This is a genomic window from Lacticaseibacillus nasuensis JCM 17158 (assembly GCF_001434705.1).
Classification (GTDB): domain Bacteria; phylum Bacillota; class Bacilli; order Lactobacillales; family Lactobacillaceae; genus Lacticaseibacillus; species Lacticaseibacillus nasuensis.
Genome location: NZ_AZDJ01000016.1, coordinates 102,513 through 121,025 on the forward strand (window position 1 = coordinate 102,513; position 18,513 = coordinate 121,025).

The 18,513-nt window shown below is 55.8% G+C and carries 8 protein-coding genes; 6 read left to right on the top strand and 2 right to left on the bottom strand.

Annotated features, from left to right (window positions below; all coding sequences use genetic code 11):
- Window positions 1-326: 326 nt before the first annotated feature.
- The gene (locus FD02_RS11465; protein WP_156408238.1) at window positions 327-641 is read left to right on the top strand and encodes a hypothetical protein; all 315 of its coding nucleotides are present in this window, start codon (window positions 327-329) and stop codon (window positions 639-641) included.
- Window positions 642-836: 195 nt separating this feature from the next.
- Window positions 837-4,898 (top strand): mucin-binding protein, encoded by a 4,062-nt coding sequence (locus FD02_RS04840; protein ID WP_056950909.1) that lies wholly within the window; start codon window positions 837-839, stop codon window positions 4,896-4,898.
- A gap of 326 nt (window positions 4,899-5,224) precedes the next feature.
- On the opposite strand, the gene FD02_RS04845 is transcribed toward FD02_RS04840, so the two are convergent.
- Both FD02_RS04845 and FD02_RS04850 read right to left on the bottom strand, forming a co-directional pair.
- Window positions 5,225-6,070, bottom strand: a complete 846-nt coding sequence (locus FD02_RS04845; RefSeq protein WP_420805079.1) for a DNA/RNA non-specific endonuclease — start codon at window positions 6,068-6,070, stop codon at window positions 5,225-5,227.
- On the bottom strand, window positions 6,067-6,621 hold the full coding sequence (locus FD02_RS04850) for a sunset domain-containing protein (protein WP_056950911.1): 555 nt from the start codon (window positions 6,619-6,621) through the stop codon (window positions 6,067-6,069). The genes FD02_RS04845 and FD02_RS04850 overlap by 4 nt, the downstream gene beginning before the upstream one ends.
- A 128-nt stretch (window positions 6,622-6,749) precedes the next feature.
- Between FD02_RS04850 and FD02_RS04855 the strand changes: the two genes are divergently transcribed.
- From FD02_RS04855 to FD02_RS04870, 4 genes are all read left to right on the top strand, one after another.
- The gene (locus FD02_RS04855; protein ID WP_054723577.1) at window positions 6,750-7,829 is read left to right on the top strand and encodes a mandelate racemase/muconate lactonizing enzyme family protein; all 1,080 of its coding nucleotides are present in this window, start codon (window positions 6,750-6,752) and stop codon (window positions 7,827-7,829) included.
- On the top strand, window positions 7,826-9,856 hold the full coding sequence (locus FD02_RS04860) for a CocE/NonD family hydrolase (RefSeq protein WP_056950913.1): 2,031 nt from the start codon (window positions 7,826-7,828) through the stop codon (window positions 9,854-9,856). The genes FD02_RS04855 and FD02_RS04860 overlap by 4 nt, the downstream gene beginning before the upstream one ends.
- A gap of 9 nt (window positions 9,857-9,865) precedes the next feature.
- Window positions 9,866-11,494: an alpha-glucosidase gene (locus FD02_RS04865; RefSeq protein WP_056950915.1), complete on the top strand. Its 1,629-nt coding sequence runs from the start codon at window positions 9,866-9,868 to the stop codon at window positions 11,492-11,494.
- A gap of 525 nt (window positions 11,495-12,019) precedes the next feature.
- The coding region (locus tag FD02_RS04870) for a KxYKxGKxW signal peptide domain-containing protein (protein WP_156408240.1) at window positions 12,020-18,513 on the top strand (6,494 nt) is incomplete at its 3' end.

Below are 18,513 nucleotides of genomic sequence, written 5' to 3' on the forward strand. Positions count from 1 at the left end.
GCACACATCCCATGACACTCATTGCCCCGCCGCGTCCGTCGCGAACGCGCGACGGGGCCCTCGGTAGCCGGACGTCCGTTGCCGAGTGGGGCGAGTGGCCACTTGCCCGGTGACACCAAAAATGCCCTGGCGACTCGATGTGAGTCGGCAGGGCATTTGGCGTGCCTTTATCTAATTGTGGTGGACGCCTCTGCTGGTATTGTAGATAAAATTCTTGGCCCAGGTCTCGATTATGCGTGCGTACTTTATTATTGGGAAACTTTAGCTACGCTCATCGTAAGTTTGATTATCAAACCGATGGCTAGCTTACAGCCAGTTATCGTACGATGGGACAAATGGTTTCGGATATCCTATTTTTTAAAAAGTTAATTGGGATGTATTATCTGTGCTCTGACTACTTGAAGCCCCAATCATTGTTAGGCGAACAGTCTGATGATGATGGGGCTTTTGTTTTGACCAAATATCGTGTGAATTCAAAGCTGATGAACCTGCATGGGCTCAGAGCTGGCGATAAAGGAAAGCCTAAATTATTAGTTCGGCAGCCATTGAAGGGGAACTGCGAACCAATCTTAATGGTCTTAATCTTAAGTGCTTCGTGTGAGGTTATTGGAATTTTTAAATACAAAGCTCCTAATAATTGACAATTAAATTCATCAATATTCAGTTTTGTATTGAACCCAACCTTTCCACGCTTTACACTATGGGCGTAATACAAATCCGAATGTTTCTTTTCAAGAAAAAGATTATACGGGAAGGGCGAATTTACCATGGTAGGAGATTATCGCAAGCTCTCGAAGCACAATCGTTTGCGCCAAGAGACTGAACCAAAAACTAGGGTGAAATTATTCAAGGGTAACGGGCGCTGGCTGGCCACGTTGCTGGTGGCAGTTGGCGGGGCCATGACGATTCAGGGACAGGTGACCCACGCGGCGACCACTGATACGACCGAAGTCAAGCCTGTTGAGGAGACAGCTGGAAAACCAGCAACCGCAGCAGTGACGCTGCAGACGACCAAAACGGCGACCACGCCAACAACTGATGATTCTGCTGCTACGAACCAAGCTTCCGCGTCGCAGACGCCAGCTCAATCCGTAGCCACTGACGATAATGCACAATCGAGTGAACTGAAGACTGAACCAACTACTGAACCAACTACTGCGCCAAGCACGACTGCCCCAGCGAAACCAACAGCGGCCAGCACCGCACAATCAGATCAGCAACCAGCTGACTCAGTGACGTCGGCGCCAACCGCCGGTACAGCCAAGCCTACAGCACAGCCTGCAGCCACTCCTTCGGCCAAGTCTGCCGCTACGGACGCGCCGGCACAATTCAAGACGGCAGTCGATCCAGTCTCGGCCACCACGCTGGATTCGATTACCTGGACTAAAGTCGACACGCCAACGGCCCAAACCGATCCGAATCCAACCCTGACTCTGGCAATTCCAGGTAACGGTAAGACCTATACCTTCACAGCCATCGGCGGCCAGATTCCTGGCACCGCCGACACGACAGATGCGCCATTGATCTACAATACTGTGACCGATGGTGACAACTTGTATGGTTATGCCTTGCGGGGTCATGATGGTGAAAACCTTGTGAGAACGAGTGCTTACTATGTACGTACTGCGGATGGTCAGTATACTCAATTGCATCAAATGAGTGCAATACCGGAAGCCTATTACACTGGTCAGGGTGCTGATGGCACAAAATATATTCGCAAGGATATTTCTGACGGTAATGCAATACCGGGTACTACACTGACCGTTTCAGAAATTCTTTCAATTGATCCGAGTGGTTCGTTTGAGCATACTGTGTTCATTACAAACTCTGGTACTACACCGTTAACTAATGTCCAGATTGGGACGATGCTTGACACTGCATTCATGACCCTGAACAAGAACGATAACACGGTTAGCGCGAAGGATGATGGCGTCACGATCACTTCTAATGGTGATGGTTCGGCCTACCTGACGAATAAGACCGACACTAACCCTGATGGCTTAACCCTGTATTTAACGCCCACTGAGAACGATAGCCTTGCCGCCGGCCATATGAGTCTAGGCTCGGGGATCGATATGTCCGATTCAAAGCCAGCCGCAGGCACCGCTAACGGGACAGTTCTGCAGTCTAAGGCAATGGATGATTCGCTCGGTCAAAGTGAAGACTCCGCGATTGAGTATGAGACCCCGACGCTAACGATTGCGCCAGGGGCGACGGTTTCTTATTCGTATAGTGAGCATTTGTACCTTCAACCAATCGCTAACAGCACAATCACAATCAAGTATCAGGATGAAAATGGTAATTCAATCAAAGCCGACAGAGTGACCGGTGGGGCCGTTGGTTCGCCGTTCAGCGGCGTCACCGCCGAAGACAAGACGATTACTGGTTATACTTTTGACCGCCAAGAAGGAACTGCAACTAGCTTTACTGCAGACCCACAGACGATCACGCTGATCTTCAATAAACCTGCTGCTGATGATAGCCTGAAGATCACGTATGTCGATGACGACAACGACGAGGCACAAGTTGGCGATCCAGTACCAGAATCCGGTAAAATTGGCCAGTCCGCCACATACACTGCAGTGGTCCCAGCTAATTACCAGTTGGCCGATAACCAGCCATCGACCATCACCTACACCTTCACTACTGGCGACGATGACCAACAGATTCATCTGGTTCACCAAAAGGTCCCCGTGACGCCGACTGACCCACACGATGCTAAAGATCTGACCGCAACGGGCACCCGCACCATCAAGTACGTCAAGACCGATGACTCTCAGGCCTTTGCCCCAGTTCCGCAAACCGTCAACTTTACGCGTACCGGTACCGAGGACCTGGTCACCCAGGTCGTCACCTACGATCCATGGACACCAGCGACTGCATCAGTACCAGCCGTTGACAGTCCTAACCTGACTGGCTATACCCCTAGTCAGGCCACCGTTCCTGCCGATTCTTTGACCCCGGGGGCGGCTAAGACGGTCACCGTCATCTATACAATCGGCACGCAGAAGGCCACCATCACCTATCAAGATGTCACGGCAGGTACAACTCTTGGCGCCGTTGATACGATCACGGGTGACTCGGGAGCCACTGCCGATTACAGTTCCACTGACCGGATCAACACTTACCTTGCTGAAGGTTACAAGCTCGTCAGTGACGACACCGCCAATGGGATTGTATTTGATACGGATGCCGGGAAAGATCAGGCCTTCTTCGTTAAGTTGGCGCACACGGTGGTCCCGGTTACGCCAGGTGACCCACATGATGCCAAAGATCTGACTGCTACAGCTATCCGCACCATCAAGTACGTCAAGACTGATGGCTCGCAGGCTTTCGATTCAGTGCCGCAAACCGTTAGCTTTACGCGTACTGGGACGGAGGATCTGGTCACTCAGGCCATCACCCTGGATCCGTGGACGCCAGCCACTGCTTCAGTACCCGCCGTTGTCAGCCCTGAGTTAACCGGCTACACGCCAAGTCAGGCCACCGTGTCTGCCGATTCACTGACACCAGGGGCGGATAAAACGGTCACGGTCACCTATACGATCGACACGCAAAAGGCTACTATCACCTATCAAGATGTCACGGCAGGTACGACCCTCGGCGATGTTGATACGATCACTGGTGACTCGGGAGCCACTTCCGATTACAGCTCGACTGACCGGATCAACACTTACCTCGGGGGAGGCTATAAGCTGGTCAGCGACGACACCGCCAATGGGATTGTGTTTGATACGGATGCCGGAAAAGATCAGGCCTTTTTCGTTAAGTTGGCGCACACGGTGGTCCCGGTTACGCCAGATGACCCCCATGATGCCAAGCCAACTGATCTCACGACAACTGCGACCCGCACCATCAAGTACGTCAAGGCCAGCGATGGAGCCCAAGTCTTTGATCCAGTCACCCAGACCGTTACCTTCACGCGCACCGGTCACGAGGATCTGGTGACTAAGGCGGTCACGATTGATTCACCATGGACCCCAGCCACTAGCTCGGTACCAGCTGTGAACAGTAAGCCGTTGGCCGGCTACACGCCTGATCAGGCCATTGTTCCTGCGGATTCGTTGAACCCTGGCGATAATGTCCCGGTCACGGTCACTTATACAATCGACACGCAAAAGGCCACCATCACCTATCAAGATGTCACGGCAGATAAGATCCTCGGCAATGTTGATGCGATCACTGGTGACTCGGGCACCACTGCGAATTATAGCTCGACTGACCGGATCCAGAATTATCAGGGCCAAGGTTACGAGTTGGTCAGCGACGACACCGCCAACGGGATTGTGTTTGATATGGATACCGGAAAAGATCAGGCCTTTTTCGTCAAGCTAGCGCACATTGTGGTCCCGGTTACACCAGGTGACCCCCATGATGCCAAGCCGACTGCTCTCACGACGACTGCGACTCGTACCATCGAGTACGTCAAAGCGAGTGATGGCGCTCAAGTCGCTGAACCAGTTTCGCAGACGGTCACCTTTACGCGCACCGGTCACGAAGATCTGGTGACGAAAGTGGTGACGATTGACTCGCCATGGGCGCCAACCACTGGCTCTGTATCGGCTGTCACCAGCCCAACCGTGCCAGGCTATACGGCTAGTCAAGCAGTCGTTGTGGCCGCCTTACTCGCCCCGAATGACGCTCAAACTGTGACCGTGACGTATACGCCGCAACCGGTTGAACCGCGGCGTACGCATGTTGATTATCCTGGTCCGAAGCAGACTCCACACGACGAAGTGACGACCAAGACGCCGGTTACCGCCGAGACGACGGCAACGGCTAAGCGCGCCACGTTACCGCAGACTGGTAATCAATCTGACTCTGCGCTCGCCTTGCTTGGCACTGCACTGCTGATGCTCATTGGCATCGACGTTGATCGTAAACGTCGGGCAAATTAGCAGCCAAAATCAATCCGTAGCTAAGCATCGAGTAACCCTCAGCGCGCAATGAATGACGGTGAACATCACCAGGCACCTGTCATATCTGAAAAGCCCGATAATGGTTAGACGAATCGTCTGATGATTGTCGGGCTTTTCTTGTGCCAGATTGGTATGGCCAGCATCGGGGAAAGGGGCAGCTAGGCTGGCGTTGCAGAAGCGCAAAAATGGCTTGGCCCCAGTCGCACATTGGGGTCAAGCCAAGGCTTTGTTCAACTGCTGAATCGCTAGCATGTGGAGTGCACTGCCACTGGCAATGAGTCGGCGAGACGGTTGCCAGATCTGGATCAATTTTTCTGGCTGGTTCCGTCCGCATAATTGATGGTGTAGCCCGGTTCGACGTTAAAGATGTAGACGTTGAAGCGGATGGTGTTGTCGCCGACGGATTGGGCGCGCATGTGCACGCCGCGGGCGACGAGCTCGTTGCCGCGGTACACCGGTGCCACCTCGTAGCGAACGAAGTGCCTGGTGCTGGCCTTAAGGTAGGTGGCGATGTCCATTTCGTGCGCCAGCATCAGCGGGTTGTTCAGGCTTTGGGTGCCGGTGATCAGGTTCTTCGGGTTGTTGTTCTCGCCGCTGAGTTGAAACCCAATCAGGTGGCTGCGGTTGTACAGCCAGCCGTGCGCGGTGCGCTTGTTGCGCCAGCCGGTGGGATCCCAGGTGAGGCCCTCCCGCGGTTGCGTCGGCATCAGCGACTGGTTCAGCATCGCCTCGGCGGTGCGGGCCCGGTTCAAACTGTCGAGGTTCGCGTACCGTTCCCAGGCGCCATGGGCGAGGCTCACGTCTGCGGCGCTAAAGCCTGGGACATTGTTATTCACCGAGATCTCCTGGGTGCCGGCGTAGTTTTTCGCCGCTAGGTCGGTACTCGGTTTGGCCGCAGGTGGCTGCTTGGCCGCGGCGGGTTTGCTGGCGACTGTGGCCAAGGCGCTGCGGCGGCTGGCGATGGCCGACTGGGTGGCGCGGTTGGCGGCCTTGGTGCTGGACAGGTCGGCCTTGGCGGCGCGATTGGCGCGCTTCAACGCGGTGACCTCACTGCTGCGCTTGGCGGCTTGCCGTTCGGCCTTGGTTTGGCCACAACCGGCGAGGGCCAACAAGGCAGTGAGCAAAATAACGAGTTTACGCATGTTCATCACCGCTTGGCCTTTCTGTACCCGGCCGCTTGCGCCGCGGCTTCACTATTGAAGTACACGGCGTTGGCGGCGTTCATGTGGTAGCCGGCCTGCCCGGGCACGTGGTAGATCTTGGAGTTCACGTTGCCGATGATCTTGCCTTGCGTCCCGGTGGTCACCTTGCCGGCGGTACTGCGGCGCTTGGTGGCAGCGGCGGCTTGCGCGCGGCGGGTGCTGGCGGCTTTGGCTTGCGCCGCGGCCGCTTGGGCGCTGGCCGCACTGGCCTTCGCCGCGGCACTCGCCTTGGCGGCAGCGGCCACTGCAGCCTTGCTCTCGGCTACGGCTTTGGCCTTGCTGGCGGCCGCCGCGCGGTCACTTTGTTGGCTGGCCAAGGCGGCGTCGACTTTGTGCAGGCTCATGCTGGTGCGATCGGCCTTGGTTTGCGCCGCGGCCAGGCTGGTGCTGGTCGCCCGCGCCGCGCGCAAGTCGGCCTTGGTGGTGGTTGGTGCGGTACTGGCGGCGCAGTCGGTCAGCAGACAGGCCAAGACGCCGAGCAAAAAGATTCCCCGTTTCATCACGTTACACTCCTCCTAATAGGTTCAGTATACCGGAATATTGATGACGGTGGACCGTGTTTCCGGGGTTGACATTAATGAGGGAACTTGTAACCTTGAATTAATCAAACTCTAATCGAGGTCAAGCGATGAAAATTACCGAAATCAAGGCCGTCCCGCAGGAGGTCGAGCTGCGCGAACCGTTTACGGTGGCCTTTGCCACCTACACCCACATTCCGATTCTCCTGGTGCGGATCATGACCGACACCGGGCTGGTCGGCGACGGGGAAGTCAACCCGATGGAACTCATCACCAGCGAAAGCATCGCCTCGGAGCTAGCGGCGCTGCCCGCCTTACAAGCCGTACTGGTGGGCACCGATCCGCTGGCCATCGAGGCAGCACACCGCGCCATGGCCGGCAAGCTCATTGGCCACTCCGCCTTGAAGGCCGGCATCGATATTGCCTTGTACGACTTGTTGGGTAAGGCGGCGGGCCTGCCGGTGTACAAGTTACTCGGCGGCGCCAGCGACCACATCACCACCGATTTGACCATTTCTATCGGGTCGGTGGCGACCATGGTGGCGGACGTGCAACAAGCCGTGGCCGCCGGGTTCACCGAGTTGAAGGTGAAAGTCGGCGGCGACTTCACGCAGGATCACGACGCGGTGGCGGCGATTCTCGCCGCCGTGCCGGCCAGCGTGCACGTGAAGCTCGACGCCAATCAGGCCTGGACCGCCAAGCAGGCGATTCAATTCATGACCAGTTTTACCCAACCGAACCTGACGATTCTCGAACAACCGCTACCCGCCGCGCAAGGGGGCGACAACGCGCTGATTCGCGCCAATATTCACCAGACGCTGATGCTGGATGAGCAGGTGCATAGCGCCGCCGATGCGGCTAAGGTCGTCGCCAAGCGCGAGGCCGATGCCATCAACATCAAGCTGATGAAGGCCGATGGCATCTATGGTGCCGAAGCCATCAACCGGGTGGCCGAAGCGGCCGGGATTCCGTGCATGATTGGCTGCATGGCCGAAAGCCGGCTGGGCATCGCCGCGGCGGTACACTTCGCCGCCGCCCACGCCAACGTGCGCTGGTGCGACTTGGATTCCGTGATGTTGTTGAAGGACACGCCGTGGTTGACCGGCGGGTTCACCGGGACGGGCCCGGATTATCACCTTACGGCCGAGCCGGGGCTCGGCGTGCACGTGGCAGCGGAGGTGTTCGCATGACCGATTATGCGTTTTATCAAAGCGGGGTGCGCGAGGCGCAATTCAGGGTGACTGCCGGGCAGGCCGAGCTCACCTGGACCGCTGGTGGCACCGGCGCGCTGGATTGGGCCGCGTTATCGGCCTGGGCGCGCCTGCCCCTGGAGCCGTGGCTCACCACCATTGCCGGTGCCACGGTGCCGAACGGGGCCAGCTTCACCTGGCACGAGCGCCAGTATGCCCGCACGGCCGATCCGCATGTCATCATCAACCGCCAAGCGCGGCCGGCCATCAACCTGATTATCGATCACGGCGTGGTGGTGGGCTGCCAGCACACCGGCCACTCGCAAACCAACGTCGTGATCGCGGTGGGCAAGGAGCAGCTGTCGTCGCTGCGCTACTGGCAGGCTGCTGGGTTGTTACTGAACGACCCGGCCCCGCTGCCGGCTGAACAAACCGCGATGGTGCCGATGACAGACGGCGTGCAGCTCGCCACCAGCATTCAGCTGCCGGCGGGGGCCGGGCCAGTGGCGACGGTGTTCATGCGCACCCCGTATGGCCGCGGCCTGTACCGGCAGAACCTGGTGCATTTTGCCCAGCGCGGGTTCGCCGTGGCGATTCAAGACGTGCGCGGGCGCAACGACTCGCAAGGTGAGTGGCTGCCGATGTATTATGAGGAAGGCGACGGCGCGGCCGCCTTGGCCTGGCTTGCCGCGCAGCCGTGGAGTACCGGCAAAATCGGCATGTACGGTGGCTCATACAGCGGCGGCGTGCAGTGGATGGCCGCCGCCAGCCGCAGCCCATACCTTGCCGCGATGATCAGTGAGGTCACCTCCGGCAGCAGCTTCGACGACATGTTTTACCGCCGCGGCGCGCCGCTGTCGGCGCTGGCGTCCTGGCTGTTTGCCACCGACGAGCGCTACTTTGACCCCAGCAAGATGACCCGCCAGGACTGGACCAAGCTGTTGAAAATCCGGCCGCTGAAGCAGATTCCGGTGGTTGGGCTCGGCCACGAGATTCCAGGCTTTACCACCATCACCGCGCACCCCGACGACGATGACTGGCATGCGGTCATGGACTGGCCGGCGCGCGCGGCGGGCATCACCGTGCCGGTGCTGATTCAAAGCGGCTGGTATGACGACGACGGCATCGGCACCACGGCGGCGCTGAACGTCACCAAGGACTACCCCGCCGGGCGGCGCAAGGTGATTCTCGGCGCGTGGTTGCATGGCGGCAACGCCCAGTATGACCTCGGCCCGATTCACCTCGGCGAACAAGCCGTGCGGTTCGACCTCGACGTGTTGCACCAGCGCTTCTTTGACCACTGGCTCAATGGCATCGACAACGGTGTCGACCGCGAGCCCACCGTCGAATACGACGTGGTGCATCAAGCTCACTGGCGCACCGCCGCCAGCTTCCCGCCGGCGGGCACGACACAACACTGGGTACTGGATGCGACCACGGCCAGCTTCGGGCCGACCGCGCCGCAAACCGCCGGGCACGCCGACTTCGACTACGACCCCGCCGACCCCACGCCACAGCTCCTGGACGTGTCGGCCAACGAGTTCGAGTACCCCAACGACTACGCCACCGTCGAGCAGCGCGGCGACGTGGTGAGCTTCACTAGCGCGCCGCTCACCGCCGGCCTCACTGTGGCGGGCTGGTTTGACGTCGACTTCGACGCGATTTCTAGCGCGGTGAACACCGACTGGGTGGTGCGCCTGACGGATGTCACCCCCACCGGCGAAAGCCTGAACATGGCCGACGGGGTGATGAACGCGCGCTACCGCAACGGGAACACGCCGGTGCCGCTGACGCCTGGCGAGCCGGTGCATTATCACCTGCAGACGCAGAAAACGGCGTATTATCTGGCACCAGGCCACCGGCTGCGGCTGGACATTGCCAGCGCTGCGGCCAACTTGATTTTTCCCAATACGAACACAGCGGCCGGGCCTTATGCCCCGGCCGAATCCGGGGTGGTGGCGCATCAGCAGATTCTCACCGGCCCGGGGCACGACAGTCACGTCACATTCACGCAAATCGACAATTAGGAGGCAGCAATGGCGACATGGTGGCAAAACGCGGTGGTGTATCAGGTCTATCCGCGGAGTTTTCAAGACAGTAATGGTGATGGCATCGGCGATCTCAACGGGATTCGCGAGCACCTGACGTATATTCGCGACCTCGGTGCCACGGTGATCTGGCTCAACCCGGTGTACGCCACGCCGAATGCCGACAACGGCTACGACATCAGTGACTACCAGGCCATCAACCCGGAGTTTGGCACCATGGCCGACTTTCAGGCGCTGCTGGCAGACGCCCATGCGTTGGGCTTGCGCATCGTCATGGACCTGGTGGTGAACCACACCAGCGACGAGCACCCGTGGTTCGTCGAAAGCCGCCGCAGCCGCGACAACGCCAAGCGCGACTACTACATCTGGCGCGACCCGGTCGCCGGCCACGCCCCGAACCAGTGGGGCGGCGGCTTTGGCGGCTCGGCGTGGCAGTGGGATGAGGCGACGGGGCAATATTACCTGCACCTGTTTGCCACCAAGCAACCGGATCTCAACTGGGAGAATCCAGCCATGCGCGCCGACGTGTATGCGATGATGCGCTGGTGGTTGGATGCTGGCGTCGATGGGTTTCGCATGGATGTCATTAACTTCATCAGCAAACCGGCCGATCTCACCAGCGGCGCCAGCTTCGTCAACGGCCCGCATGTGCATGAATACCTGCAGGAGATGAACCAGGCGGTGCTGGCCGGCCGCGAAGTCATGACCGTCGGCGAAACGCCGGGGGTGACGCCGGCCCAAGCCTTGCAATACGCCGGGTTTGACAGCGGCGAGTTGAACATGGTGTTCACGTTCCAGCACATGGACCTGGGGCTGGACCGCGAGTATGGCCGCTGGGTACAGCACCCGTGGTCGTTAGTCGAGCTCAAGCGCATCATGAGCCAGTGGCAAGTGGCGCTGCACGGCAAGGCGTGGAACTCCCTATATTGGAACAATCACGACCAGCCGCGAGTGGTCAGCCGCTTTGGCAACGACGCGCCGCAGTGGCGGGTGCAATCGGCGAAGCTGCTGGCGGCGGTGCTGCATTGCTTGCAAGGCACGCCGTATATTTACCAAGGCGAGGAGCTGGGGATGACCAACGCCTACCACCTGGCCAGCATCGCCGATTACCGCGACATTGAAACTGTCAACGCCTACCAGGAGCTGGTGATCGACCAGCACAAGCTGACGCCGACGCAGATGCTGGCGGGGATGCACGCCAGCAGTCGCGACAACGCGCGCACGCCGATGCAGTGGACCGCCGCGGCCAACGCCGGGTTCACCACCGGCACGCCTTGGCTAGCGGTGAACCCCAACCACGCCACGATTAACGCGGCCGCCGAAGCCGCCGATGCCGACTCGGTGCTGGCCTGGTACCGCCAGCTCACCGCGCTGCGCCGCGAGTTGCCGATCATCGTCGAAGGCGACTACGAGCTGTTGTTACCGGACGATCCGCAGGTGTGGGCCTACCGCCGGCACTGGCAGGGACAAACGCTGAACGTGGTGGCGAACTTTGGCACCGAGCCGGTGACGCGGGAGGCCGCGGACCTGCCGGGTGAGGTGGTTCTGGCCAATTATCCGGCGCCGCACGGGACCACTTTGCGCGGGTATGAGGTGCGGGTGAGTCTTCAAAAATAGCCCGAATATGTCGGCCGGGAAGTAAGCGGTTAATCGAGTTGACCAATACTCACCTTCAACTGATTATGGTTAAATGGAGGGTCAGGGGATGTCGCTACTGAGGATTCTTGACGACAGGTAACGACAAGTGGCAGTCTGCAGGATGTGCCTCACAGAATCAGAAATTTGTTGGCAAGGTAGTATAAAACAAATTCCTATAATTGCGAGAATGCCGAATCGCCGGCGTTCAGAAGGAGTGGCTAAAATTGCCACTTTTTTTGTGCTTTATATTTGAGTGGTTTGGTGTCATGACTCTTGGTAATCGTGTAAAGTAGGCTCGGGACTAGAGATTGTGGCCATACGAATCGTAATTGTACAAAGTCTACGATTTTAGTTCAAAAATATTATAGATTTTTTGCAATTATGACTTAGACTGCGAATCTCATGGTGCTATAATTTTTCTCGAAACGGGGTAGTTTACCCTTTTTCCGTCAATTGTTGCTCTCAAGGTTCTACCCTGATTTACCTAATCTAAGGAGGAGTACGATGAAATCACACTCTACCGAGAATCATAGACCAATTCGGATTGATGAGGACCGCAAAGTCCGCTTTAAGATGTATAAGAATGGTAAGAAGTGGGCGTTTGCCGGCTTAGCGACGACCTTCTTCATGTTGCTGCCATTCATGGAAACCAATTCCGTCCAGGCCGCCGAAGAAGCGACGGACGCGACGCCAAGCACCAGTGTTCAGGCGCAAAGTGATAGCACTACAGGTAATACCACTGCCATCACAACGCCAAAGATCACGGATGCCAAGGCGACGACTGCTAGTGACGGGACTGTAACAATTACTGGGAAAACTACCGCGGGCGCTAAAGTGACCGCTACGACCAGCACTGGTGAAACCACCGAAGCCGAAGCGGCGGCGGATGGTCAATTCAGCATTGAGCTGAAGGCGACCGGCACCGTTGAGCTAAGTGCGGCCTTGAATGGCGAAACTAGCACGACGACCGCCGTTGAGGTGCCTGAAGCGGCAGCGGCAAGTGCCACTGCTACAACACCGGCGACCACGGAGGCAAGTGCGGCCACCACTGAATCGACGGCGACCAGTACCGCCGAACCAGCGGCTGCCACAGAAACAAAGGCGCCAGCGACTGCTGACGCCGCCAGTGCCAAGGCTCAAACCGCAACGACTGCAGAGAGCACAGCCGCTGCTACTTCGAGTACGACGCCGGCTAGCAATGGGGAACTAGCCGCTAGCACTGACACTACGGCTGCGGAAGCAACTGCAACCGCAACGACTGAAGCAACTGCACCGACTGAAACTACGGGTGCGGCCGAAGCAGCGATTGCCGGGACGGCGGCGAACACGACTGTGGCCAACACCACAACCACACCGACGCTTGAAGAAAACGTCATTACTTTGGTTGAGCCGACGACTGACGAGCTGAATGCCGCCAAGGCGCTGGCTGCTGAACAGTTTAAGAAGACCGGCCAGCCACAAACAATTCGAGTGGTTGCCGCCGGTGCTCAGTCCAGCTTTAAGGCGACTACAATTAAGATCACGACCAATCCAAGCAGTGGGGCGACAATCGCTGATGATGATACGAATGGCCAGGGTGAAGCATCTAACGACGCGCTGCCGAGTGGTAATTACACAAATGACCAAGCGCCAACCAAGGCTTTAATCACCGTTGATGCATCTGGTGCCACAACTAAGAACGTCTCACTGAACGATTCATATGTTTCAGTTTACATTCCAAAAGGGATTACGGTCGCGGCTGACGGGCAGTCACAAGTCAGTTTCACCCTTAGTCCATACGCAATTCTTGCTGGCGTGGCTCAACAAGGTGACGAGAGCTTTGATGCAGATGATGTGCAAGAAGCGCTGAAGGGGATTGATGGCATTAAGCCCGTTCAGACACCTTCTGTCACATTTACCGCGAAAGTCACCGGGGCAACTGATGGCGGTAGCATCGTCTCAATGCAGATTACCGATATTGGCAAGCTGCAGGATTTGGTTGTGCAAGGGTACCAAGACGCGATTACTGCGATTAACGCCGCTTATACTAGTACCGATATTCCTGGACTGACCTTTATGTGGAATGGGATTGGCGGTATCGGTCTCGGACCATTCTTTAATAGTTTTGTAAACAAAGCGCTGAAAGATCCCGCAACGTTACTGAGTAATGCGTTGTATAACGGTGCCATTTCTGATGTGAACGTGACGCTACCAGTTACGTTAAGTGTTGAAAAGGGCACGTCCGTTGTTGAGGGTGAAGGAGCACAGCCGGTTAAGATTTCTGGTGCGGTCACTAATGGGGCTGTATCTTCTGGAGCCGCGTTGTCCAGCGTCTCTGGAATGAAGACTGATACGCTGTATTATGCCAATGCTCCAACGATGAGTGCGGATAACTTATCAGTCAAGCCAGATGGTAGCAAGCTGGCCCTTTCAGGTAAAACGAGCACAGGTGCAAATACCGTCGAAATTTCCGTTGGCGGTGACACTGTGACTGCTGACGTCTCGAATGGTACTTTCTCGTACTCATTCGACGCTAAATATGCCGGCCAGAAGATTACGCTAACACCGGTCATTGAGCAAAAATCCGGTGCCGACAATATTGATGGTGAGTCTGTCGACTACACGCTTCCTAAAGCGGCCAAACTAAACCTAGGTGACTATACCTACAAGGCGGCACCAGGCACCAAGATTTCCACCGCCTTCGGCTCGCTTGGGACTGAAGTTGCTACGGTGACCTTTCCTGACGGCTCAACGCAGACAGTTAGCCTGACTAAGTCAGATGTTCAATTTGATAATCCCAATGGTAGTACTACTGATACCGAGTATCAGTTTACATTGACTGTTGCTGGACAAAAGACGGTTCAGGGCTTAGTTGATGCTTACAATGCTGCAAATGCAAGCAAGCCAGTGGTGATTGATTTCACCAGCGGTGATGCTACAGGGACCGCACAGTTTAGCAATCTTGACGAAGCCCCATTGACTTTGGACGGCACGGTGACTGTGCGCGAAGTTTCGTCCGCAAAGGCCCCAGCAGATTACAACGAACAAATTTCGAATACCTACAAAGGGACGCTCAGTGTCACTGTTAAGGATCCAAAAGGTGCGACTCTAGCAACCGTGCCATTGACAAGCAGTACATACTTCCGCTTTAGTTCCACGGTAACTGACGTGACAGCGGGTAAGACACACAGTCCTTATTTCGTGCTGACCGATGCAGGCCTTGCTTATTTGAACAGCCAGCTAACGGCCAAGGTACCAAACTTTGCCTCTACCTACTCACTCACTGGTCAGACTCGGCTCGGCGGGTCTTTCGTCGTTGAAGCGAATGAGGCCAAGCTGGATGGGGTTATCCTGGATGTCGCACAAAACGAGAAGATTAACGACAAGATTGATGACGATCTTTCAAAGCTTGTCCAAAGTGTGACCAACTCTGATGGGAGCAAGGGTGATGCGTCTAAAGTAACAACGGACAAAGACCTTTCCCAATATTCCACAGCGACAGCCGGAACAACGCTCAAGATTCCATTAAAGTATACGGATCCAATTACCGGTGAGACCATTACCGGTACTGCCACGGTTAATGTTGCGAACAAGGCCGACATGACGCTGAAGACAACGGAACCGACCACACAACCAGGCAAGTCGGTTTCTATCGATCAATTCGTGGATAAGCTGACCGATGCAACCGGCAAGACAATCTATGATTCAACGAAAGATAATAAGAGTGTTCTGCTCAACGGCTTCTTAGTTAAAATCACCAACGTCACTAAAGCAAATGGTGACGCGGTCGACAAGTCTATTTTCCAGATTATGCCGAGCGCTGATCAGGTGCTCATGTTGAGCAATGGCGTGATTAATGGCGCTCATGCTGATGCGGGTGATTACAAGGTCACATTGACTTACACAGATTCGGCTACTGATAAGCAGGTGACTAAGACAGCCACTATGCACGTGACCGATGCGACGACTTTGGAGACGAAGTCGTCCGCGACTGCTACGCCTGACCAAGCCTTCGACATTGGCAGTCTGATTACCAAGATGACTGATGTTGTCGGCGATGAAATTGCAAGCTCACCTGCTGAAGTATATCAAGGTCAAGGATTGACCGTGACGATGACAGATGATTCTGGCAAAGTCATCAGCAATCAGGTTTCGAATGATTTGCAAACCACTTTTACGGCTGATCAGGCTGGGAAGACTTATACGATTACCTTCGCCTACAGTGTTGGTGGCAAGACGGTCACGAAGACCACCCAGTTGACCGTTGGCGAGCTGGTTGACCAGACGATTAATTACGTCGATGTTGTGACTGGTAAGACGATTGCTACGGACACAATTAGTGGGGCCAAAGACAGTTCACAGAGTTATACGGCGCGTCTAAACGATTTGAAGTTGGCAACTGGTGTCACTGGCACCTACAACGAAACCACCACGGACTATGCGGATGCCAATGGTAATGTGATTGACAAGGGCGCTGCGAAGCCGGTCGAAATTAAGTTGTCAACATCGCCGTATACGATTTACGTGACGCATGCATTGACAATCTGGAGAGCGACTCCAGTCACTGCAACATGGACGATCAACTATGATACCGGTGATGGCACGAAAGTTGATGCCAAGACGCAAACTGCGAACTGGTATCAAGTCAAGGACCAGGTCACAGGCGAATCCATCTACACTCAAACGGTCATAGGTTTGGATCCGACCCTTACTAATGGAACACCGTGGTCCGAGGTGAAGTTAGATTCACCACTCGCTGATGGCGCTAAGTATGTGAACACGACCAATGACGCTGATAGCAGTACGGTTACTGATAGCGAAACTGTTCCTGTTCCAACTGATAAGAACACGAAGGCCCTTACGATTGGCGGCGTGAAGTATGTTTCTGCGGTACCGACAAATGTAAATTACACTGCGCATTACCAGAACGACAAAACTACCATCACTCCCCAAGATATTTCCGTACCTGCGGGCACATTAGTAACTGGTGCTGATTTCGTCACGACTGATGGCAAATTGAACCCGGGCGCATTGACGGATAAGGCTGGTAATCCGGGAGATCCTGAAGACCTGACCATTACGTGGTCCACTGCAGGCAGCGACAGCATCGTTGATGGCCAGTTTGATACGACCAGCTTGCCCGCGGGTGAGTATCGGGTTGCTTTAAATTATGGCGAAAAGACTGTGCCTGCGACGGTGAAAGTAACCGATAATGCTACCGCCATCACGGCTAGTGATAAGACGGTAGTACGCGGTCAAGCATTCAACATCGACCAGATGATTACTCAGCTGATTAACGCTTCCGGTCAAGATGTTACCGACACAGATAAGAGTAAGGTGACATTCAGCATAGACGGTGGTGTTAAAATCGCGGCTGATCACACGATCGATACGGATGTTGATGGAGCAGGGTACAGGGTTGTTTTCACTTATCAAGATCACGGAGTTTCAAAGAGTGCAACGGCCACGTTGACTGTGATTGATAACTCCAAGTTGAACGCCACTCATGTAGACGCCAAAGTGGGCGATACCATCAGTGTTGCGGACTTTGATCCCCAAGCCATTGGTCCGGATGGGACGACACCTCTTGAGGGCGGCGATTACAGCATTACGGCGCTTGTGAAGAACAGTGCTGGTGATAATTCCAAAGATAGCGCAGTTCTTGATGGCGACACGATCAAGACGACCGGTGATACTGCGGGTGCCTATACCGTGACGATTACGTATGTCAATGGAGACACCCAGAAGACGACAGACGTTGCGCTCACGATTACCGATGAGACCAGCTTTAATGTTGCTGCTTCGAAGTCAATCAACGTCGGTGATGCCATCGCTGAGAGTGACTTCTATTCTGGTCAAACCAATGCTCATGGCGACGCCTCTACCAAGGCTGCAGTGATGACCGAGCTCACTGACGCGACGGGCGCCACAGTTACTTTAGCTGAAGCAGCCGCAAAGGAAGGCAACTATAATCTGACCTTTGTCTTCTCGGATGGTGGCAAGACTGTGAGTCAGCCAACGACGCTCACCGTCACAGATAACACCAGCTTCTCTGCGAAGAATGTAGAGGTAACCAGCGGGGCGAGTGTGCCTGCCAGCGACTTTATTGACGGCGCGACCACGAACGCGAATGGCAAATCTGGCGACAGCAGTAAGGTCAAAATCGTTAGTGCAACGGATGAAAACGGTGATTCTCTAGGCTTAAAGGGCGGTGCGATTCAGGCAACTGATGTCGGCACCTACACCGTTACCTTATCCTATACGGACGGTGGAAAGACAGTAACGAAGGCTGTGACGTTGAACGTCATCGCCCAGTCTAGTTTGACTGTGACCTACCATGACCAAACCACTGGTGAAGTCATTGGTAAGAAGACGCTTGAAGGCGGCGTAGGCACAAATTACGACGGCTTTACTGCCACCATCGATCAGATGACGGCAGCTGACGGCATAGACGGTAGCAAGTACACCGAAGCCACGACGGACTACGTCACGGTTGACGGTGAACCGACCGATGCCACTCAAGTGCCAGCTGGCACGTTTGATGGCAGCACGATCGATGTATACGTCAAGCACGTGCTGACTGAAGGCGATGCTTACACGGCAACTTGGACGATTAAAGCCCAAACTGTTGATAAAACGGCTCTTGGTTCTGACAAGACGCAAACCGCTACTGGTCATGCGTATACCGATGCCGTCACTGGCGCGGTAAGTTACAAGGCCGATAAGGCCTTCACGGATGAAACCGTTGAAGACTTCAGTAAGCAGTTCGCCACCAACCCAACGATCGACGGAACTAGCGTTGCCGTTGGCAGCAAGATTGCGGCTAAGAACCCAGCTGTGGATGCAGATGGGTACATGGCAATTGCACCAACAGACGCCACGACGACGGTGATTTACACCGTGGCCAAGCCAACGTTGAGTGCTGAACCAACCACCGCGACGGTTAGCTCAACTGTGGCCGTGGATGCCTTTAAGCCAAGCGCTAAGCTTGGTGATGCCGATGCAGAAGGCACGTTCAC